Origin of the sequence: Pseudomonas sp. S44 (assembly GCF_016624805.1) — a bacterium.
GTDB lineage: Bacteria > Pseudomonadota > Gammaproteobacteria > Pseudomonadales > Pseudomonadaceae > Aquipseudomonas > Aquipseudomonas machongensis.
Window position 1 is genome coordinate 192828 of the sequence record NZ_JACVTY010000002.1, and the last position, 21171, is coordinate 213998.

The 21171-nt window shown below is 65.0% G+C and carries 17 protein-coding genes; 5 read left to right on the forward strand and 12 right to left on the reverse strand.

What is annotated here, in order from left to right; genetic code table 11:
• Nucleotides 1-143: 143 nt before the first annotated feature.
• On the forward strand, nt 144-1037 hold the full coding sequence (locus tag IAE40_RS04070; RefSeq protein ID WP_054891435.1) for a LysR family transcriptional regulator: 894 nt from the start codon (nt 144-146) through the stop codon (nt 1035-1037).
• A gap of 36 nt (nt 1038-1073) precedes the next feature.
• Here the strand turns inward: IAE40_RS04070 and IAE40_RS04075 are convergent, their stop codons facing one another.
• Both IAE40_RS04075 and IAE40_RS04080 read right to left on the reverse strand, forming a co-directional pair.
• Complete coding sequence (locus IAE40_RS04075; protein ID WP_200602717.1) at nt 1074-2009, reverse strand: cyclase family protein; 936 nt, start codon at nt 2007-2009, stop codon at nt 1074-1076.
• Between the two features lie 217 nt (nt 2010-2226).
• A complete protein-coding gene (locus tag IAE40_RS04080) occupies nt 2227-3138 on the reverse strand; it encodes a LysR family transcriptional regulator (protein WP_197891016.1) in 912 nt (303 codons plus the stop codon).
• Nucleotides 3139-3350: 212 nt separating this feature from the next.
• Here IAE40_RS04080 and IAE40_RS04085 point away from each other — a divergent pair, with 212 nt between their 5' ends.
• From IAE40_RS04085 to IAE40_RS04095, 3 genes are read left to right on the forward strand one after another with little or no spacing between them, the layout of a single operon-like run.
• The gene (locus tag IAE40_RS04085) at nt 3351-4655 is read left to right on the forward strand and encodes an MFS transporter (RefSeq protein WP_054895603.1); all 1305 of its coding nucleotides are present in this window, start codon (nt 3351-3353) and stop codon (nt 4653-4655) included.
• Between the two features lie 27 nt (nt 4656-4682).
• The gene (locus IAE40_RS04090; RefSeq protein ID WP_200602726.1) at nt 4683-5924 is read left to right on the forward strand and encodes a Zn-dependent hydrolase; all 1242 of its coding nucleotides are present in this window, start codon (nt 4683-4685) and stop codon (nt 5922-5924) included.
• Nucleotides 5924-6946: a histone deacetylase family protein gene (locus IAE40_RS04095; protein WP_200602718.1), complete on the forward strand. Its 1023-nt coding sequence runs from the start codon at nt 5924-5926 to the stop codon at nt 6944-6946. Before IAE40_RS04090 ends, IAE40_RS04095 begins: the two co-directional genes overlap by 1 nt.
• 100 nt (nt 6947-7046) lie before the next feature.
• Here IAE40_RS04095 and IAE40_RS04100 read toward each other — a convergent pair whose 3' ends face one another.
• From IAE40_RS04100 to IAE40_RS04125, 6 genes are all read right to left on the reverse strand, one after another.
• Nucleotides 7047-8702: a GMC family oxidoreductase gene (locus IAE40_RS04100; RefSeq protein WP_200602719.1), complete on the reverse strand. Its 1656-nt coding sequence runs from the start codon at nt 8700-8702 to the stop codon at nt 7047-7049.
• A gap of 54 nt (nt 8703-8756) precedes the next feature.
• Nucleotides 8757-9974 (reverse strand): mandelate racemase/muconate lactonizing enzyme family protein, encoded by a 1218-nt coding sequence (locus IAE40_RS04105; protein ID WP_054895600.1) that lies wholly within the window; start codon nt 9972-9974, stop codon nt 8757-8759.
• On the reverse strand, nt 9971-11263 hold the full coding sequence (locus tag IAE40_RS04110) for an MFS transporter (protein ID WP_197891020.1): 1293 nt from the start codon (nt 11261-11263) through the stop codon (nt 9971-9973). The genes IAE40_RS04105 and IAE40_RS04110 overlap by 4 nt, the downstream gene beginning before the upstream one ends.
• An 82-nt stretch (nt 11264-11345) precedes the next feature.
• Nucleotides 11346-12770 (reverse strand): aldehyde dehydrogenase, encoded by a 1425-nt coding sequence (aldA, locus tag IAE40_RS04115; RefSeq protein ID WP_197891021.1) that lies wholly within the window; start codon nt 12768-12770, stop codon nt 11346-11348.
• A 522-nt stretch (nt 12771-13292) separates the two neighbouring features.
• Nucleotides 13293-14231 (reverse strand): LysR substrate-binding domain-containing protein, encoded by a 939-nt coding sequence (locus IAE40_RS04120; protein WP_065862679.1) that lies wholly within the window; start codon nt 14229-14231, stop codon nt 13293-13295.
• Nucleotides 14232-14278: 47 nt separating this feature from the next.
• Nucleotides 14279-15448 carry a porin gene (locus tag IAE40_RS04125; protein WP_200602720.1) on the reverse strand — a complete coding sequence of 390 codons (1170 nt, stop codon included), beginning with the start codon at nt 15446-15448 and terminating at the stop codon, nt 14279-14281.
• 307 nt (nt 15449-15755) lie between these two features.
• On the opposite strand from IAE40_RS04125, the gene IAE40_RS04130 reads away from it, so the two are divergent.
• Nucleotides 15756-16631 (forward strand): LysR substrate-binding domain-containing protein, encoded by an 876-nt coding sequence (locus IAE40_RS04130; RefSeq protein WP_125929716.1) that lies wholly within the window; start codon nt 15756-15758, stop codon nt 16629-16631.
• Between the two features lie 52 nt (nt 16632-16683).
• Here IAE40_RS04130 and IAE40_RS04135 read toward each other — a convergent pair whose 3' ends face one another.
• The 4 genes from IAE40_RS04135 to fae form a co-directional block, all read right to left on the reverse strand.
• A complete protein-coding gene (locus tag IAE40_RS04135) occupies nt 16684-18033 on the reverse strand; it encodes an MFS transporter (RefSeq protein WP_153773849.1) in 1350 nt (449 codons plus the stop codon).
• A gap of 97 nt (nt 18034-18130) precedes the next feature.
• The gene (locus IAE40_RS04140) at nt 18131-19570 is read right to left on the reverse strand and encodes an NAD-dependent succinate-semialdehyde dehydrogenase (protein WP_200602721.1); all 1440 of its coding nucleotides are present in this window, start codon (nt 19568-19570) and stop codon (nt 18131-18133) included.
• Nucleotides 19567-20601, reverse strand: a complete 1035-nt coding sequence (locus IAE40_RS04145; protein ID WP_153773847.1) for an aldo/keto reductase — start codon at nt 20599-20601, stop codon at nt 19567-19569. The genes IAE40_RS04140 and IAE40_RS04145 overlap by 4 nt, the downstream gene beginning before the upstream one ends.
• A 9-nt stretch (nt 20602-20610) precedes the next feature.
• A complete protein-coding gene (gene fae, locus IAE40_RS04150; protein ID WP_054895590.1) occupies nt 20611-21123 on the reverse strand; it encodes a formaldehyde-activating enzyme in 513 nt (170 codons plus the stop codon).
• Nucleotides 21124-21171 lie beyond the last annotated feature (48 nt).

Sequence of the window (21171 nt, forward strand, 5' to 3'; positions counted from 1 at the left end):
TCTAGCTCTTGTTGATCAATGGACATCATTGATGTGTATGGGACAAGAGTGACAGGGGTGGATAAATCAATCCAATGCAAATATCGTCGCTATTATTGCGCTATACACATAAATTGTCGGCCAGTGTCTGAAAGAGAATCAGCATGGAATATGAGCTTCAAGACATACGATCTTTCGTGAAAATCGCCGAACTGGGTAGTTTTCACGAAGCAGCAGAGGTTTTGCACTTGTCGCAACCGGCCCTGAGCCGCCGCATCAAGAAGCTTGAGGACGGCCTTGGGACACCCCTGCTCGAACGCACCACGCGGCGCGTCGGACTGACCAGTGTCGGGCGTGACTTTCTACCCAAGGCCCGGCGCCTGCTGGACGATTTCGAGGATTCGATCCTGAGCATTCGCGAGCTGGCCGAGCGCCAGACCGGGCAGGTAACTTTGGCCTGCATCCCTACCGCAGCGTTCTACTTCCTGCCCTCGGTCATTCGCCTCTACAACGAACAGTACCCCAAGATTCGCATTCGCCTGCTCGACCTCAGTGCCAACGATGGCCTCGAGGCGGTGCTGCGTGGCGAGGCCGATTTCGGGATCAACATGATGAGCGGGCAGCACCCGGACATCGAGTTCGTTCCACTGGTGCAGGAGCAGTTCGTGCTGGCCTGTCGGCGCGACCATGTGCTGGCTGGGCGCGTGTCGGTGAGCTGGACGGAACTGGCCGAGCACCGGCTGATCGGGGTAGGGCGGCTCAGCGGCAACCGCATGCTGCTCGACCACGCGCTGTCGGGATTGGGGCTGCGGCCAAAGTGGTTCTACGAGGTACAGCATCTGTCGACCTCGCTGGGCATGGTCGAGGCCGGGTTGGGGGTGTCGGCGATGCCGAGCCTGGCGATGCCGGCGGCCGATCACCCGACCCTGGTCAGCGTGCCGCTGATCGAGCCCGAGGTGACCCGCACGCTGGGCCTTGTGTATCGCCGCGGCGCTTCATTGTCGCCAGCGGCGGAGAAATTCGTCTCGATCCTGCTGGAACAGTGGCCGAACGTGTGAGCCGCCCTGTAGACAGGGCGGGCTGCTGCGTCTCGGTCAGCGAATCGCCACCGGGTTGATGTTCACCTGGGTCGAACCTTTGTAGAGCGGCTGGCCAAGCACGAACATGAACTCGAAGGCCTTGTCCTTGACCAGCGCCCGAGTGTCGATCAGCTCGAGGTTGTAGATCCCGCGCTTGGCCAGCATGAACTGGTTGACCGGGAACTCTTCGCCCGTGGGGTTCGGATACACCTCCGAGGCCCAGGTATCACCGCCGAAGGCGACGATGCCCTGGTCGGCCAGCCATTGCGCAGCCGGCAGGTCGATGCCGGGCTCGGTGGCGAGAAACTGCGCGTTATCCTTGCCGATCAATTCCAGCCAGCCGGTGTTGAACAGCACCACATCGCCTTTGCGCAGGGTGATGTGCTGCTTTTTCAGCACGGCCTGGATGTCGGCGACGGTGAACGCGGTGCCGCCGGGAACGATGGCCTGGCCGTAGTGTGCGGTCATGTCCAGCACCACGCCGCGGGTCACCATCGGCGGTACCTTTTCGATCCCAAGCTTCGTCACGCCTTCGACCGTGACGAAATCGGCGGCCTTGTTGCCGTTGTAGTAGACGTTGTCGATGCCGATATGGCCGATGCCGTTGAGCTGGGTGCCGACGCCGGTCCAGCCGTTGACCAGTTCATCGTTGAAGGTGAACTTGTTGCGACCGAGGGTCTGGCCGGCCTGTTCGCCGGGCTGGATGTTGTAGAGGTGGAAGCTGCGGTGGCGGAAGGCTGGCAGGTCCTTGCTCACCGGCACGGCAAGGGGGTAGGTCTTGCCGGTCTTGATCAATTCGGCGGCCTGCTTGGCCACGTCGGGGGTGAGCAGGTTGGCCGCGCCGATTTCATCCTGCGCGCCATAAGGCGAGGCTTGCCAGTCGGCGGCCAGTGCACTGTGCGCAGTGGCGGCCAGTGCGGTGGCCAGGAGCAGGGGTTTGAACGCTTTCATGGAATCTCCGAGGTGTGAAATGCAGTCGGAAGATTCTCGGCAGCGGGCGGTCTGGGAAAAAGTAGCGGTCGGGACAATCACTTTTGCCTGTGGGTCAACAGGGTTGCCCATCGCGGGACAAGCCCGCTCCCACAGGAATTGAGCTGGCTTTTAGATTGATGGATGAGGCCGTTGCTCATGCCATCACGGTGTCCAGCTACCTGAGAACACTCGACAATCACACCTCCAGGCACCGCTGCAACGCGTCGATAAACACCCCCTCTGCCCGACTCAAGCGCTGCTCGCGGTTCCACAGCAGGTGGATATCCACATCGGCAATCCCTTCATGCGGCGCCAGCTTCCATAGCAGCCCGGCCTGCACATCGGCGGCCACCACATGCTCGGGCAGACATCCTATACCGAACCCTGCGATCACCAGCCGACGCACTTCTTCAAGGCTCGGGGAGGACGCGACGATCCTGCCGGAAAACCCTTGCTGGTCGCGGAAGATGGTCAATGGCGAGAGCATGCCGCCAATCTGGTCGCTGGTGAAACTGACGAAATTCTCCCGTTGCAGGTCGCCTTCCTGGGCGCCGAACAGCGCATGGTGCTTGCCGCAGAAGAAGGCATAGCGCTGGCGCAGGAACAGGCGTTGCTCCAGGCGCGGTTGAGCACGGCGGCTGAGGCTCAGGCCCGCGGTGGCGGTCTTTTCCTGCAGGGCGGCGACGATGTCGGAGCTGCGCATGACGTCGATTTCCAACTCCACCCGTGGGTGCTGGCGATGAAAGTCGGCGAGGAAGTCGTCGAAGCGCTCGCTGACGATACGGCTGATCATCAGCAGGCGCACCTTGCCCACCACTTCGTCAGCAGGCTGCTCCAGCAGCCCACCGATCTGCGACATCTGCCCATACACCTCGCCTGCGAGCTGGAACAGTTGCTCGCCCGTTTCGGTAAGCACGAAGCGTGGCCCACGGCGGGCGATGAGCTGGCGGCCGAGTTGTTCTTCCAGGCGCTTGAGCGCCTGGCTCACGGCAGGTTGCGTAAGGTGCAGGCGAGCGGCTGCGCGGCTGATGGAGAGTTCCTGGCCGATCACGCGGAAGGTGCGCAGCAGGTTCCAGTCGAGGCGGTCGTTGAGCAGGCGGTCGGACATGATGGGCTCGAATTATAAGTGCGTCTAATAGTTCGAATAATAAATAGAAAATTGACTAATCATAGCCCCGGGCCGATAAATCAAGGGCATGCAGGGGCCAGTGGGAGCGGGCTTGCCCGCGAAACGGCCACCCTTGCAGCAAGACCAAGCGCCAAAGAGCGCCACCGTGACCCTCAACTCCTGCCAGAACAACAAGCAAAGGAGCCACCCCCATGCAGCCTTCCGCTTCGCCCCAGCCACGCCGGGCCGCGGCCGCCGCGTTCATCGGCACCATGATCGAATGGTACGACTTCTACATCTACGCCACTGCCGCCGCCCTGGTGTTCGGTGCCTTGTTCTTTCCTTCCGACAACAGCCTGTTCAGCACCATGGCGGCCTTCGGCACGTTCGCCGTGGGCTTTTTCGCCCGGCCATTGGGCGGCATCGTGTTCGGCCATGTGGGTGACCGCATCGGGCGCAAGAAATCCCTGGTCATCACCCTGCTGATGATGGGCGTCGTCACCATCGGTATCGGCCTGCTGCCGACCTACGCACAGATCGGCGCCACCGCACCGGTGCTGCTGATCCTGCTGCGTATCGTCCAGGGCATCGCCGTGGGTGGCGAGTGGGGCGGGGCGGTGTTGATGGCGGGCGAGCATGCGCCCAAGGGCCGGCGTACCTTTTTCGCATCGTTCGCCCAGCTGGGCAGCCCGGCCGGCTTGATCCTCTCGCTGCTGGCCTTTGGCGCCGTCACCCGCCTTCCGGAAGAAGACCTGATGAGCTGGGGCTGGCGCCTGCCGTTCCTGGCCAGTGCGTTGCTGCTGCTGGTGGGCCTGGCGATTCGCCTGGGGGTCAACGAGTCGCCGGAATTCATCGCCAGCCGCGAGCAGGCGCTCAAGGCTCAGCGCAAGGAGCAGGCGCCGGTGCTGGAGGTGCTGCGTACCGCCTGGCGTCCGCTGTTGCTGTGCATCGGTGCCAATACGCTGGGCATCGCCGGCGTCTACTTCACCAACACCTTCATGATCAGCTACACCACCCAGCAACTGCACCTGGAGCGCGCGCTGATCCTCGAATGCCTGTTCTTCGTGGCGATCATCCAGTTCTGTGTGCAGCCGGTTGCGGCCTGGCTGTCGGAGAAGCTCGGCGCCACCCGCTTCCTTGCCCTGATGGCGCTGCTGGCGATGGCTTCGCCCTACCCGATGTTCGTGCTGGTCAGCTCGGGGCAGGGGCCGCTGATCGTGCTCGGTATCGCCCTGGCGGCGGCTTGCATGGCGTCGTTCTACGCGGTGATTGCCGGCTTCGTCAGCGGCATGTTCCCGACACGGGTGCGCTACACCGCGATTTCCCTGGCCTACCAGGTGTGCGGCGCCATCGCTGGTGGCCTGACGCCGTTGATCGGCACCTGGCTTGCCCATCAGTTCAGCGGCCACTGGTGGCCGATGGCGCTGTTCTACACCTTGATCGCCAGCATTTCGCTGGTCTGTGTACTGGCCCTGGCCCGCCAGTATGCCCACAGCCAGCGCCTCGAGCTGGCCTGAAATCCCGATTCGACTGGAGTACCCATGATGTTGAAAAGCAATGGCGAGCGCCTGTGGGCGAGCCTGATGGCCATGGCCGAGGTCGGCGCTACCGCCCGTGGTGGCAGTTGCCGCCTGGCCTTGAGCGAGGACGACAAGGCCGGCCGCGAGCTGTTCGTCGGTTGGTGCCGCGAGGCTGGCTTGAGCCTGTCGGTGGATGCCATCGGCAATCTGTTCGCCCGGCGCCCCGGCCTCGACCCGCAGGCCGCGCCCGTGATGATGGGCAGCCACCTGGACACCCAGCCTGAAGGTGGACGCTTCGATGGTGTGTACGGCGTGCTGGCGGGCCTGGAGGTGGTGCGCCGCTTGAACGACGTCGGCATCCAGACCCGCAAACCCCTGGAAATCGCTGTGTGGACCAACGAGGAGGGCGCACGCTTCACCCCGGCGATGTTCGGCTCGGCGGTGTTCACTGGCGTGCTCGACCTGCAGCAGGCCCTGGCGATCCACGATGCCGATGGCATCAGCGTTGCCGAGGCGCTGGCGTCCACTGGCTATGCCGGTGAGCGGCCATTGGGCGGGCCGGTGGACGCCTATTTCGAGGCGCACATCGAGCAGGGGCCGATCCTGGAAGACAATGCCAAGAGCATTGGCGTGGTGACGGGCGGTCAGGCGATTCGCTGGCTCGACGTGACGGTCCAGGGCATGGCGGCACATGCGGGCACCACGCCGATGGCCCTGCGCAAGGATGCGTTGTATGGCGCTGCGCGAATGATCCAGGCGGTGGAGCAACTGGCGGTCGACTTCGCCCCCGAAGGGCTGACCACGGTGGGCGAACTGTCCATCGCCAAAGCGTCGCGCAACACGATCCCGGGCGTGGTGCGCTTTACCGTGGACCTGCGCCATCACCGCGACGAAGCCATCGAGGCCATGGAACGTGGCCTGGGTGAGTTGCTGCAGGCTGTCGCCGCCCAGCGCGGGCTGCAGGTGAGCGTCACGCGGCACTGGGTCAGCCCGGCCACCCCGTTCGACGCCGAGTGTGTGGCGACGGTGCAGCGCGCGGTCGATGCCCTCGGCCATACCCAGCAGCGGATCGTCAGTGGCGCCGGGCACGATGCGATTCTGCTGGCGCGCTACTGCCCGACAGCCATGATCTTCATCCCTTGCGTGGGCGGCCTGAGCCACAACGAAGCCGAAGACGTGCTGCCCGAGGACGCCCGTAACGGCGCCGATGTATTGCTCAACGCCGTGCTGGCCCGTGCCGGCCGTGTCGAACCAGGAGAGGCCTGATGCGCTGCTATTTCCACCCCGAACAACTGCTGCACCATCCGCGCAGCTACTACTCCCGTGGTGCCATGCGCACCCCCCAGGAAGTCCCTGAGCGCGCTCAGCGCCTGCTGCAAGCGGCCCGCGACCTGGACATGGACATCCGCCAACCGCAGGATGCCGGCCTGGCGCCGCTCGCTGCGGTGCATGGCGAGGCCTACCTGGCCTTCCTTCAGGAGGCTCACGCGCGCTGGAAAGAAGTGCCCGAGGATTGGGGCGATGAAGTGATGTCGAACATCTTCGTGCGCGAACCCAACGCCTTGCGCGGCATCCTGGCCCAGGCCGCGCGCTACCTGGCCGATGGCAGTTGCCCGGTGGGCGAGCAGACCTGGCGCTCGGCCTACTGGTCGGCGCAGAGTGCGGTTGCTGGGGCACGGGCGATTCTCGACGGTGAGCGTGCGGCCTACGCGCTGTGCCGACCGCCAGGGCACCACGCACGCTTCGAGGCTGCAGGCGGTTTCTGCTACCTCAACAATGCGGCCGTCGCCGCCCAGGTATTGCGCGAGCGCTACCACAAGGTCGCAGTGCTGGACACCGACATGCACCACGGCCAGGGCATCCAGGAGATCTTCTACGCGCGCAACGACGTGCTGTATGTCTCGGTGCACGGTGATCCCACCAACTTCTACCCGGGCGTGGCCGGCTTTGCCGACGAGCGCGGCACGGGCGAGGGCGAGGGTTACAACCTGAACTTGCCGATGGCCCATGGCGCGAGCGAAGGGGACTTTATGGCGCAACTGGGCATTGCCCTGGATGCGGTGAAGGATTTCGATGCCGAGGTGCTGGTGCTGTCGCTCGGCTTCGATATCTACGAACTCGACCCGCAGAGCAAGGTGGCGGTCACGACCCAGGGCTTCGCCACCCTCGGCGAGCGGATTCGCGAGCTGGGGCTGCCGTGCCTGATCGTGCAGGAGGGTGGCTATCACCTGCAGAGCCTGGAAGCGAATGCCCAGGCGTTCTTCGCTCAAACGAGTGACTGGCGCTGAGATTGACATCCAAATGGATTGTTTTGCCGCGTAAAGTCGCTTTTTTGCTCGCCAAAGCCGGGCAAGCTGCTGTGCAGCTCGCCCGATTGGCCGGTACCGCTCAGGCCGAGCGGCGTTGAGTCTCGGCCATGGTCGGGGCCATTTGCTCGGCCGATTCCAGAATCAGGTCTGCACCTTTCTCCGCCACCATCATCACTGCCGCGTTGGTATTGCCTGAGGTCACATTGGGGAATACCGAGGCATCGACGATGCGCAGCCCGTCCAGCCCATGCACCGCCAATCGCGCATCCACCACGCTGGTCGACGGGTCGTTGCCCATCGCGCAACTGCCGCACAGGTGATAGATCGATCCGCAGTTCTCGCGAAAGTACTGCAGCATGCTCGCGTCGTCGTCCACCGCCGGGCCCGGCAGCACTTCCTCGACCGTGATCGCGCGCAGCGCCGGGGCTTGCATGATCGAGCGCATCAGGCGGCTGCCCTGGATGGCCTCGTCGATGTCCTTCTGCGTGCTCAGGTAGTTCGGATCGATCAGCGCCGGCTCACGCGGATCGCGCGAGGCGATGCGGACTTCGCCGCGGCTGGTCGGTCGGCAGGGGTTGAAGCACAGCAGGAAGCCCGAGTAAGGCTCCGGCTGCAAACTGGCCTTGTTGTTCTTGGGAATCTGGTACGACAGCGGGTTGAAGTACAGCTGCAGGTTCGGGTGCGCCTGTTGGGCATCGCTGCGGAAGAACCCGCCGGACTGGTTGACGCTCAGTGCCAGCGGCCCCTTGCGGGTCAGCAGGTATTGCAGGCCGAGCTTGAGCTTGCCCAACAGCGAGCCGAACACATCGTTCAGGGTCGGGATATTAGCCTTGTAGTAGTAGCTCACGCACAGGTGGTCCTGCAGGTTCTTGCCCACGGCCGGCAGGTGGTGGCGGGTGTCGATGCCGTGCCGGTCGAGCAGGGCGCGGTCACCGATGCCGGACAGTTGCAGGATCTTGGGCGTGTCCACCGCACCTGCCGCCAGGATTACCTCGCGGCGGGCACGAAACTCGCGCGCTACACCGTTCTGCGAAATGCGGACGCCGACCGCGCGCTTGCCCTCGAGCAACACCTGTTCGACCAAGGCGTGATGCTCGATGTGCAGGTTCGGGCGCCCCAGCGCCGGGTGCAGGTAGGCGAAGCTGCTGGAGCTGCGTTGGCCGTCACGCACGTTGACGTCGTAGATGCCGGCGCCTTCGAAGTGCTTGCCGTTGAAGTCTTCGCTGCGCGGGTAGCCCAGTTGCTCGCAGCCTTCGAGAAACACATCGCAGATCGGATGGGCCTGGCCCTTCATCGGGGTGATGCCGATCGGCCCGCTGGCACCGTGGTATTCGCTGGCCCCAGCCGGGTGCGATTCGAGCTTGCGAAAATACGGCAGCACGTCCTTGAACGACCAGCCCTCGGCGCCATTGGCGGCCCAGTCATCGAAATCATGAGCCTGGCCGCGTACGTAGATCATCGCGTTGATCGAACCGGAACCCCCTTGCACCTTGCCGCGCGGCGCATACAGGTTGCGCCCGGCCAGATGGGCCTGGGGCTGGGTGTAGTACATCCAGTTGAAGGTGGGGTTGTAGTAGAGCTTGGCGAAGCCCACCGGCAGCTTGAACCATGGCGAGCTGTCCTTGCCGCCGGCTTCGAGCAGCAGCACGCTGTGGCGCCCCGACTCGCTCAGGCGCGCGGCGAGGATGCAGCCAGCCGAGCCTGCGCCGGCGATGATGTAGTCAAAATCGTTCATGTATCGCTAACCCTGTGAATAGAGGGCCGCCCCGAGGCCGGGGCGGCTTGACGCTCAACCTTTGGCCGGCGAGACGTCCTTGACGTCGACCGGATGCGGCGCCATCTGCAGGTGCAGGCGCTCGCCTTGGTAGCCCGAGTGACGGCGTACCACGTCCATGTCCAGCTCGACCCCGAGGCCCGGCTCACGGGAAGGGATGATGTAGCCGTCCTCCCATTGCAGGGGCTTCTTGAGGATTTCGGCATGGAAGCCATCCCAGGTGCCGATGCTTTCCTGGATCAGGAAATTCGGCGTGCAGGCCGCCAGCTGGAAGCTCGCCGCCGCGCCGATCGGGCCGTTGTAGAGGTGCGGGGCGATCTGCGCGTAGTAGGCCTCGGCCATGCTGGCGATCTTCTTGCCTTCGAGCAGGCCGCCGCAGCGTCCGACGTTCATTTGCAGGATCGACGCACCGCCCGCCTGCAGCAGCTTGAAGAACTCGTACTTGGTGGTCAGCCGCTCGCCGGTGGCAATCGGAATGCTGGTCTTGGCCGCGACCTGGGCCATGGCTTCTTCCTGGCCCGGTGGGATCGGCTCTTCGAACCACAGCGGATCGTATTTTTCCAGGCGCTTGGCCAGGCGGATCGCCGACGATGGCACCATCTGCCCGTGGGTGCCGAACAGCAGGTCGCAACGGTTGCCCACCGCTTCACGGATGCGCTTGCAGAAGGTTTCGCAGCGCTCCAGCACCTCCAGCGACAGCTGATGGCCGGAGAACGCGGTGTAGGGACCTGCAGGGTCGAATTTGAGCGCGGTGAAGCCCAGTTGCATGTTCTGCACGGCGCATTCGGCGGCCAGGTCTGGGTCGCTGTAGTCGTACTCGCCCTGGGCGTTGACTGGGTAGAGGTAGGTGTAGGAGCGCAGGCGCTCGTGCACCTGGCCGCCGAGCAGCTCGTAGACCGGCTTGTTCGCGGCCTTGCCGATGATGTCCCAGCAGGCCATTTCCAGGCCGCTGACCACGCCCATCATGGTCAGGTCCGGGCGCTGGGTGAAACCGCTGGAGTAGGCGCGGCGGAAGAAGCGCTCGATATGGTGCGGGTCCTGGTCGAGCAGGTAGCGCTCGAACACATCCTCGATGACCGGCACCATGGCGCGCGGATGGAAGGTCGCGGCGTAGATCTCGCCGACGCCCTCGATGCCGCAGTCGGTCTTGAGGGTGACGAACAGCCAGTACATGCCGCCGACATGCGGCGGTGGCACGGCCACCACGTGGGTTTGCAGGGATACGATCTTCATGCTTTGCCCGCCTTGGACTTGATGCGTTTGTTCAGGATGAGGGTGGCGACGACGCCGAGCAGGCCCATCACCACGACGTAGGAGAAGTAGATCTGGTAGCCGAGGAAGCCTGGGAAGTGATCGATGATCCAGCCGTTGAGCAGGGGCAGGAACACGTCAGGCGAATAGCCGACCAGGGAGATGATGCCGATCGCCAGGCCCGTGACCCGCAGCGGCACCTGGCAGTCGTCGAGGATGGCCCAGTACAGGCCGCGGATGGCGTAGGTCATCAGGCCGATGAAGATCACCAGGAACACCAGCACGCCCAGTACCCGCAGGCTCGGCAGCACGATCAGGCCGATCATGCCGACGGCGGCGAGGACCATGGCCCAGGCCAGCACACCGGTCTTGGAGAAGCGGTCACCCAACCAGCCGCCGCCGATGCCGCCCAGCGGTCGCATCCACAGCTTGATGGTGGTGATCAGGCCGGCGGCGGTGGCGCTGAGTCCGAAGCCACCCTCCTGCAGGTAGGCCGAGAAGCTGTAGGTGGCCCAGAAGAAGTGGTAGCCGCAGAACACGATGGCAGTGACCAGCCACAGTTCCGGGATCGCCATCAGGGTGCGCAGGTCGTGCAGCAGGTTGGCCTTTTCGCGGGCCTGCTGGGCGCTGCTCTTGACCTGCGGGTCGCGCACCAGCATCAGCGCCAGGCCCAGGATCACGCAGCAGGCGGCGTAGAAGTGGATGACCCGGGTCAGGCCCACGGCGCTGCCACCGGCATTGTCGGCAACCTGGGCGAACAGGGCGATGGCGATGGTCGCCAGCAGCGCCTCGACCAGGCCACGGCCGCCATCGAGCACACCGAAGAAGCGGCCTTGTTCGCTTTCACCCGCGATCATCTTGACCCGCTTGATCAGCGAGGCCCAGAAGGTCAGGCCGGTGGTGATGCCAAAGCCGCAGAAGATCGCCAGCAGCGCTTCGAAGCCTGGCAACTGGGCGTACCAGACGCCGAGCAGGCCGGTGCCGACCAGCGAAAAGCTGATCAGGAAGCGCGGTGAAATGCGGTCGGCGAGCCAGCCGCTGGGCAGGTAGCTGACCAGGAAGGCGGTGCCGAGGATCGAGTACAGGTAGCCCAGCTCGCTGTTGCTGATCGACAGCGCCTCGAGCATGGTGCTCTGGTACACCTGGCGCAGGTACAGCATCGGGTAGATGGCGCCAGCGGCCAGCACCAGCAGGGCCAGTTGCAGGTAGCGTGAGAAGTTGGCAGAAGTGCTGGGCACGCTGAGCGCCTCGGGGTTTATTGTTTTTTTCATTGTTGTTCTCGTGGGCGGATCTGTCGTCGGGGTTGTCGCAGGGCGGTGGAGCAGGGCACGCAGGCCGCGTGCCCTGCAGGGGTCAGTACTTGAGGACCACCAGGCGGGTCTGGGTGAATTCGAGCATGCCGTGCTTGCCGTCATCGCCGCCCAACCCCGAGCGTTTCCAGCCGGCGTGGTAGCCCTGGTACGGGTCGGCAGGCGTGCGGTTGACGTACAGCTCGCCAGCCTCGATGGCGTTGGCCAGCTTCATGGCGCTGCGGTAGTTCTCGCTGTAGAGCACCGACGACAGCCCGAACTGGTGGTCGTTGGCCATGGCCAGGGCGTCGTCGAGGGTGTCGTAGGCCAGTACCGGCAGCACCGGGCCGAAGGTCTCTTCCTGGACGATTTCCATGTCCTGGCGGCAAGCGCTGAGCAGGGTCGCGGGGTAGAAGTTGCCTGGGCCCTCGGGCAGGTAGCCGCCAGCTTCGATACGGGCGCCGGCCGCCACGGCGCGCTGCACCTTGGCGTGGATCTCATCGCGCGAGCCTGCGCTGATCAGCGGGCCCATGCAGGCGGCATCCTCGGCGCGGTTGCCGATGCGCACGGCGGCGAACTTGTCGCGCAGCAGGTCGAGGAAGCGCTGGTGCACGCTGGCCTGCACATAGACGCGTTCGATGGCGGTGCACAGCTGGCCGCAGTGGGTGGTCTTGGAGGCGACGATGGCGGCGGCTGCCGCTTCCAGGTCGGCATCGGCCTCGATGATGGCCGGGGTCTTGCCGCCCAGCTCCAGCGAGGGCTTGGCGATGTTGGCCTTGCAGTATTCGAGCACCGTGCGCCCGGCGCGCACGCTGCCGGTGAGGGTGATCATGCCGACCGCCGGCTGGGTGCAGAGGGTGGCGGCGACATCGTGCTGCATGGCCAGGATGTTGATTACCCCGTCGGGCAGTTGTGCCTGTTGCACGGCGCGGGCGATGGCGAAGGCCGACAGCGGGGTGTTGTTGCTTGGGCGCACGACGACGGTGTTGCCGGCGATCAGCGCCGGGGCAACCTTGCGCAGCAAGGTGTAGACCGGGTAGTTGAACGGGATCAGGCAGGCGACCACGCCGATGGCTTCGCGCTTGAGCAGGAGGGTTTCGTCGCGGGTGTCGCTGGGGATCACTTCGCCTTCGATGCGGCGTGCCCATTCGGCGTGGTAACGGGTGATCTCGGCGGCGTACAGCGCCTCGTTGCGGGCTTCGCCGGGGGCCTTGCCGGATTCGCAGGCCAGCGCTGCACCGATGTCGTCGGCGCAGGCTTCGAGGGCGTCGGCCAGGCGGCGCAGGTGCTGGGCACGCTCGATCGAGGGCAGGGCAGCCCAGCTGCGCTGGGCGCGGCTGGCGGCTTCGACGGCCTGGATCGCCTGGGCAGGGCTGGCGGCGCTGACGCTGCCGACCTGCACGTCGGTGGCCGGGTCGAACACGCTCAGGGCGGGTTGCTCGGGGGCGACGACGAAGCGACCGTCGATGAAGTTGTGCTCTGTACGCATGAAATTGTCCGCTTGCGGGGTGAACGGGCCCACAAGGGCTGGCGAGCGGGCACGGGGCGGCGCTGGCGCAGCGGTTTTTCTTGTGGGTTATGGCGAACAATTTGTCGCAGGCAGGGGCGGGGGAACAAACGATTAATGCGTGGGGGTAATGTGCTTAAAACGCATGTTACTTGAGCGGTAGTGGGGACTGCTTCGCGGGCAAGCGGGGCGCCGAACCGCCACTCCTACAGGTACCCCACCGACTCTGAAATCGGCGCGGTACCTGTGGGCACCTGTCTTGCTCAAAAATCCAAGGCCAGCCTAATCCCAGTGGGAGCGGGCTTGTCCCGCGATCACCGGCGTAGCCGGTGCCATGCTCCGCGGTGTTCTTTTCGCGGGTAAACCCGCTCCCACAGGGATTGGGCAGGCCTCAGATTTTTGAGCAAGACAATTGCTCAACAGGTAACTGAAGCAGTATTCAGAAGTTGCGGGGCTGTTGTAGGCGGTTCGGCGCCGCGACTTGCCCCGCGATGGCGGCGCCGCCTATTCGCAGCCTGCCACCTCGGAGGCGCCGCCCAGGTTGCGCTCGGCCAGCCACACCTCCTGCATCAGCCACTCGCGAAACTGCTCCACATGCGCGGGCAGTTGCTGGTCCGGTCGGGTCACGAACCAGTACGACTGGTGGCCGTCGACCTGCACGTCCAGCACCTGCACCAGTTGCCCGGCAGCCAGCTCCCTGGCGACCATCTGCCGGTCGGCGATGGTGATGCCGAGCCCGTCGATGGCGGCGCGGATGGCCATGTCGAGCAGGTCGAATTCATAGCCGCCACGCAGGTCCACGCCCTGGATCCTGGCGGCGTCCAGCCAGTGGCGCCAGGTCAGGAAGCGTTGGTCCTCGCGGGCCAGGACATGCAGCAAGGTCATGTGATGCAGGTCGACCCGGCGCTCCTCCTGCTGTGCCAGCAGCGAGGGCGAGCACACCGCGATGTGCCGTTCGTGCATCAGCAGCGAACTGTCCAGGCCGTCCCATTCGCCATTGCCGAAACGGATCGCGCAGTCGAGCGTGGCGATTTCTGCGAGGTTGTCCTGCAGCTGGGTCGTCAGCGTCACCTCCAGGCCCGGACACGCCTCACGCAGGCGCCCAAGGCGCGGCAGCAGCCAGCGGCTGGCAAAGGTTGGCGGGGCGTTGAGGCGGATGCGCGTGGGGTGCTGGCGTTGCTGGATGCCGCGTACGGTCAGCTCGATGCGGTCGAACGATTGCTGCAGTGCATTGAGCAGCGTACGCCCGGCGTCGGTGAGCTGCAGGTGATGGTGGCGGCGCTGCAACAGCGATTCGCCAAGCTGCTCTTCAAGCTGACGCACCTGGCGGCTGACCGCGCTCTGGGTGACATTGAGCAGTTCGGCGGCGCGGGTGAAGCTGCCGGTGCTGCCGGCCACCTCGAAGGCTTTGAGGGCGTTGAGTGCCGGGATCTTGCGTTTCACTCGCCGGGTCTCCTGGTGGGAGTGGGGCCGCACAGCGGCCCGGGGTTTCAGAAGTAATAGCCGATGTTCATGTACAGCTGGTTCTCCCAATGGTTGGTGCCGCCCTGGGCGAGGCTTTCGGTGTAGCTGCTGCCGCCGATGTACGGGTCGTTGCGTCCGTTGAGCCACTCCACCGCGATGTAGAAGCTGCGCACCGAGAACGAGGTGCCGAGGATGAAGCGTTCGGAGCTGTCGAAGCCGCTGGCGGACTTGTCGAAGCGGCTGTAGTTGCCATACAGCGTGACTCCGCTGACCCAGTCGCCGAGAAAGGTGCCGGGCACGCTGTAGCTGAGGTCGCCGACGTACAGGTTACCGCGACTGGCAACGTTGTAGGTGCCGTCGTAGCCACCGAAGGTCACTCGCTCGCTGTTGTCCGGGTTGCGTGGCGACATCTGCTGGCGCGCGGCAAGCATCTGCACGCCCCAGGGGCCGTTCTTGCCCAGGTAGTGCACGCCGATCACATTGCGCCGGCCGTCGTCGTGGGTGTCGCGGTTTTCCAGGCGCGAGGTCAGGCCCGAGATGCCGGCCTCCGATTGCCAGTCGCCGAGCTTGAACGAGCGCGCCAGGCGCGCCACGGCGATCTGGCGCTCCTGGTTGCGGCTGCCGTTGGCGACATAGTCGTCGGCCGAGGTCACCACGCTGGAGTAGGTGGTGCCGTTGCTGGTGCCGCGGCCAGGCCAGGCGGGGCGTCCGTAGAGACCCAGTTGCAGGTTCCAGTCGCCTTGCTGGTGGATGTACTTGGCGCCCACCGCCTCGACGTCCTCGAGCCCGATGACGTTGCCGAGGGTCTCGTAGAAGGTGCTGCCGAAGTACGGCTGCAGGCCGAAGGGGATCTTGTTCAGGCCGACTTGGACCTGGCGGTTCTCGTCGAACTTGTAGCCGACCCAGGCGTACTCGGCGAACTGGATGTCGCCGACCTTGTCGGTGTACTGGTAGGGGTAGGCCTTGCCATAGAAGCGGTAGCGCACGGCGCCGATCCAGCTGTCCGAATCGTAGTTGGCGCGCAGCATGATGGTGTCCAGGCCGGCCTTGTCGATCTTGCGGTCGGGGTCGTGGTCGAAGCGTGCGCGGATCGCACCGCCGACGTCGAGGTTCTCGGTGATCGGCACGGCGTGGGCGGCGGCGCTGAGGGTCAGCAGGGCGGGAAGCAGGGTGTGACGCAACGGAAGTGCGGGCATGGGTGGAGGCACCTTTGGTGGTTTCTTGTCGTTATTGGGGCCGCTGTGCAGCCCGATCGCGGGACAAGTCGCAGCGGCGAACCGCCCCTCCCACATTTACCGCGCCGTACATGAGCGCACCGCTGTATCTGTGGGGGCGGCGGTTCGCCGCTGCGACTTGTCCCGCGATTGGGGCGACCCTATCCAACGCCCGTGCCCCGGCACAAACGAGCATTACGCAGCGGTAACCCGAGAAAAACGCATGTTTGCAGGCAGTCGCACGCCTGTAGAATCGCCCTACAAAAACAACGATCAGCAGAGCCCCACCATGCGCACCCTGCCGCCTTTGAACATGCTCAAGGTCTTCGAGGAAGTTGCCCGCCACCGCAGCTTCAATCGCGCCGCCGATGCGTTGAACGTCACCCAGGGCGCCATCAGCCGACAGATCAAGCAGCTGGAGGATTACCTGGGCGTTGTGCTGTTCGTTCGGGGGCCGCGCGGTTTGACCCTGACCGACGCCGGCAACGCCCTGGCCCCACACCTAGGCGAGGCCTTCGATCGCATCGAGCGGGCGCTGGAGGCGGTGCGCGTGCCCAATCTGCGCCAGCGTCTGCGCATCCTCGCGCCACCGACCTGGGCCACCCGCTGGCTGTCGCCACGCCTGCGCGGTTTCATGCAGCGCTATCCGGACATCAGCCTCAGCGTCACCAGCCAGCGTGACGACGAGCACCCCGGCGAACTCGATTGCCGCATCCTGTTCAGCCGCGAAGGCGAGGGCACGGGCAATCGCCGTTTGCTGGTGATGGAACGGCACATCGCCGTGGCCAGCCCCGAGCTGTTCCAGGACGGCCGCGAGCCGTGCCTGCGCGATCACCCGCTGTTGCACATTCTCCATGAAGGGCGCCGCCTGCGGGTGTGGGAGAACTGGTTGGCGGCCACCGGGCGCAGCGATGTCGATGCCGACAGCGGTATCGAGTTCAGCACCCTGGACCAGGTGATCCATACCGCGCTGGCCGGCGGCGGCCTGGCGGTGATCGACCGGCAGATGATCGAGCGCGAACTGGCCAGCGGCAGCCTTGTGCCGATCACCCCGGTGGAGGTGATCGGGCCTTATGGCTATTGGCTGGAGGTGCCGGGCGACAAGCGCGGGTTGTCCAAGGTGGAGCGCTTTGCCGATTGGCTGGCAGTGGTGAGCAATCCTTGAGATTGCGGCGTCTTCTTCGCGGGCTTGCCGCGAAGAAGCCAACACTGTCCGATCAGACCGCCGCCACCTTGCCCGCAGGCGCCGGGTTCTCCTCGCCACGACAGGCCTCGGCCAACGACAGGCTCTTGGTCTCCGGTGCCCAGGCCATCGACACCAGCGCCCCGAACAGCAGGATCCCGGCGAGGATCGCCATGGTCGGGTTAAGGCCGAGCCCAGCCACGCTCACCGGCAACAGGAAGGTACTGATCGCCGATCCCAACCGGCTTGCTGCAGTGGCCAGGCCGATGCCGCTGGCGCGCACTTCGGTGGGGAAGCTCTCGGCCGGGTACACCCCGACCAGGTTGCTCACCGCCGACAGCACCAGGGTGAACAGCCCGAACAGCGCCACCATCGCCCAGGCCATGCTGCTCGGCATCAGCACCAGCAGGAACAGCGCCGCCGCCAGGATCAGGAAGCTGTTGATCAAAAAGCCTCGGCGGCTGAACTTGATGGTGCACCAGATCCCCAGCAGCGCGCCGACGATCAGCAGGGCATTGAGCATCATCTCGGTGCCGAAGCCTTCGGCCAGCCCCATCTTCTGCAGGATCGCCGGCAGGAAGGTGTAGATGGCGAAGTAAGGCATGACGATGCAGATGAAGAACAGGCAGTTGAACGCTGTGCGCTTGCGGTACTCACGGCTGAACAGCGCGGCGAAACCGCTGTGGCTGGGGCGGGCGATTTCGTCGTCGAGCACCACGTTGGCACCCAGGTGCTTGCGCACGATGGCCCGGGCTTCCTCGGCGCGGCCCTGGTGCATCAGCCAGCGTGGCGATTCCGGCGTGCCGATGCGGGCGATGAGGATCATGGCTGCCGGAATGGCCGAGGACGCCAGCATCCAGCGCCAGGCGTCGTCGCCCAGCGGCAGCAGGGCGGTGCCGACGAAGGTCGCGGCGACATAGCCGAAGGTCCAGATCACGCTGAACGAGCCCAGCAGCACGCCACGGTGCTTGCGTGGCGAGAACTCGGCGAGCATGGCGTGGCCGACGCTGAAGTCGCCGCCAAGCCCGATGCCGATCAATACCCTGCAGAGGAACAGTTGCGTCGCCGTCTCGACGAAGAACTGCATCACCGAGGCGAGGGTGATCAGCACGAAACTGATCAGGAAAATTTTCTGCCGCCCCAATCGGTCGGAGATCCAGCCGAAGAACAGGCTGCCCAGAAACAGCCCGAGCAGCGCCGAGGCGCCGATCAGTCCTTGCCAGAACGGGCTCAACTGCATCTGCGGATTGATCAGGGTAAAGGCGATGCCGATCAGGCCGAGGATATAGCCGTCGGTAAAATGCGCGCCGAAGGTCAGACCGGCGATCTTGATATGAAAACGTCCGATCGGCAGGTCGTCGATCTTGATTGTCTGTCCCGTCATGTTGACACCTCGTTGTTATTGTTTGGGTCAGGGGCGTTGCTCTGAGTCGCGCGCGATACGTGTAGACGCGGCACAAGGCCGCGTCTACAGGGCTGGATCAGCTGTTCAGCCCACCCATCAGCACGTACTTGATCTCCAGGTAATCCTCCAGGCCGTACTTGGAGCCTTCGCGGCCCATGCCCGACTCCTTGATGCCACCAAACGGCGCCACCTCGGTGGAGATGATCCCTTCGTTGACGCCGACGATCCCGGCCTCCAGGCCCTCGGCCATGCGCCAGACACGGCCGATGTCGCGGCTGTAGAAGTACGCCGACAGCCCATAGGGCGTGTCGTTGGCCAGGCACAGGACCTGGGCTTCATCCTGGAAACGGAAGCAGGCAGCCACCGGGCCGAAGGTCTCCTCGTTGGCGATCAGCATCTCTGTAGTGGCTTCGGCCAGCACCGTCGGCTCGTAGAAGGTGCCGCCCAGCGCATGCCGACGGCCACCACAGAGCAGGCGTGCGCCGTGCTCCAGGGCATCGCCCACGTGCTGCTCGACCTTGGCCAGGGCCGCAGCGTTGATCAGCGGCCCTTGCTCGGTCTCGCCCTGCAGCGCCTCACCGACGCGCAAGGCCTGCACGGCGTCGGCGAGCTTGCGGGTGAAGGCTTCGTACACACCGTCCTGGATATAGAAGCGGTTGACGCATACGCAGGTCTGCCCGGTATTGCGGAACTTCGAGGCCATCGCTCCGCGCACGGCGGCGTCGAGGTCGGCATCGTCGAAGACGATGAACGGGGCATTGCCGCCCAGTTCCAGCGAGACCTTTTTCAAGGTGTCGGCGGCCTGGCGCATCAGCAGCTTGCCAGTGCGGGTGGAGCCGGTGAACGACAGCTTGCGCACCACGGTGGAGGCCTGCAGGGCGCCACCGATGGCCGGGGCGTCGCCGGAAACGATGTTGAACACACCTGCCGGTACGCCGGCCTGTTCGGCCAGCAGCGCCAGGGCGAAGGCCGACAGTGGCGTCTCTTCGGATGGCTTGAGGATCAGCGTGCAGCCGGCCGCCAGGGCCGGGCCGACCTTGCGGGTGACCATCGCCAGCGGGAAGTTCCATGGCGTGATCGCCGCCACCACGCCGATTGGCTCCTTGGTCACCAGCACCCGCGCGTCGGCCTTGGGGGTAGGAATGACGTCGCCGTACACGCGTCGACCTTCCTCGGCGAACCATTCGAGAAAGCTTGCTGCATAGGCCACTTCGCCCTTGGCTTCGGCCAGCGGCTTGCCTTGCTCGCGGCTTAGCAGGGTGGCGAGGGCGTCGCGCTGCTCGAGCATCAGCTCAGACCAACGGCGCAGGATCTGCGCACGCTCCTTCGCCAGCTTGCCTCGCCAGGCGGGCAGGGCGCGTTCGGCAGCAGCGATGGCCGCCTGGGTTTCCTCGGCGCCGCCGCGCGGCACCTGGGCGAGGGTTTCACCGGTGGCCGGGTTGAGCACTGGATAGGTGGCAGCGCCACTGAGCCATTGCCCGTCGATGTAGTGACCCGCCTTGAGCAACGTACTCATGCCACCGCCTCCTGGATCGCGAAGTCGCCACGTGGCGGACGACCGACGCGCAGGATGCGCTTGCCGGCGGTGTAGTCGTTGATCAGGTCGCAGGGCGTGTAGTTGCGCTCCAGTTCGTACAGGTCTTCTTCGTCCAGGCGCATGTCCAGGGCCGCGAGGGCGCTGTCGAATTGCGCGGTGGAGTCGGCGCCGACCAGCATGCTGTCCACGCCCGGGTGTTGCAGGACCCAGGCCTGGGCCACCTGGGCGTTGGACACGCCGTGACGCTGGGCCACGCGCTGTACCGAACGGGCGATGGCGAACGAGGCTTCGTCGCTGTACATCTGCTGGGTGAAAAAGTCGGTCTGGTTGCGGGTCGACTGGACGTCGCCAGTGAGCAGGCCGCGGGCCAGCGGGCTGAACACCGAGACGCCCAGGCCCTGGTCGCGGCAGAACGGGATCATCTCGCGTTCTTCTTCGCGGTAGGCGCAGTTGAGCTGCAACTGCATGTTGATCGGCTTGGCCCAACCATGGCGCTCGCAGGCCAGGAGGATTTTCGCCAGTTGCCCGGTGAGCATGGTCGAGACTCCGATGTAACGGGCCTTGCCGGCGCGGACGATATCGTTGAGCGCTTCCATGGTTTCTTCGACGGGGGTGTTCACGTCGAAGAAATGCAGCATGTAGACGTCGAAGTAATCCATGCCGGCGCGCTGCAGCGAGGCGTCGATGCCGTCGAGGATATGCTTGCGCGAATGGCCGCTGGCGTTGATGCCGCTGCGTGTGCCGTAGCCGACCTTCGTCGTCACTACCACGTCGTCACGCCGTACCAGGCGCTTGAGGATACGCCCGACCACTTCCTCGCCGACGCCGGCGGAATAGAAGTCGGCCAGGTCGATGAAATTGACCCCTTTGTCCAGCGCGTGGCGCACGATCGGCTCGCTGGCCGCTTCGTCGAAGATCCACGGCTTCCACTGCGGGGTGCCCATGTTCATGGTGCCGAGGCACAGTTTGGAAACCTGCAGGCCGGAGTGGCCCAGACGAATGTATTGCATGATCGGACCTCAGGCTTTCGGGGTGTAGAAGGGGTTGGCGATCTGATTGACCACATCGGCCAGCTGCGCACGCGCCGGCAGGCCTTGGAGGGCGGCGCGGATCGCGGTGCGGCAGGCGTTGTAGTTGTTCAGGTAGACGGCATCGAGGTCGTCGCAGGCCGGGTTGACCCAGTTGGCGGTGACGATGGCCCATTCATCCTCGGCTTCGGCCGGCAGGGTGCCGTCGAGCAAGGCTTCGGTGACCGCCTTGGCGATACCGGCCTGGGATGCCCCCCACGTGGCGTTGGCGTGCAGGTCGCCGGCGATCACCGCCTTGTTGACGTACAGGGTCATGGGTTTGACCGGGATGTTCGGCTGGGCGATGACCATGAACGGGCAGTGGCCCTGGCTCGGGGACGCCAGGCTGTTGGCGAAGGCCTGGCCGGCCGGGCCGTTGCGTGGCCCCATCATGATGTTGATGTGCGCGGCGTTGACGCCGGGACCTTCGAAACCTTCGCCGATGTACAGGGCAAGTTGCTTCATGACAAAACCTCGATCACTCACAGGATGAACGAAGCCTCGGCGGCGCCT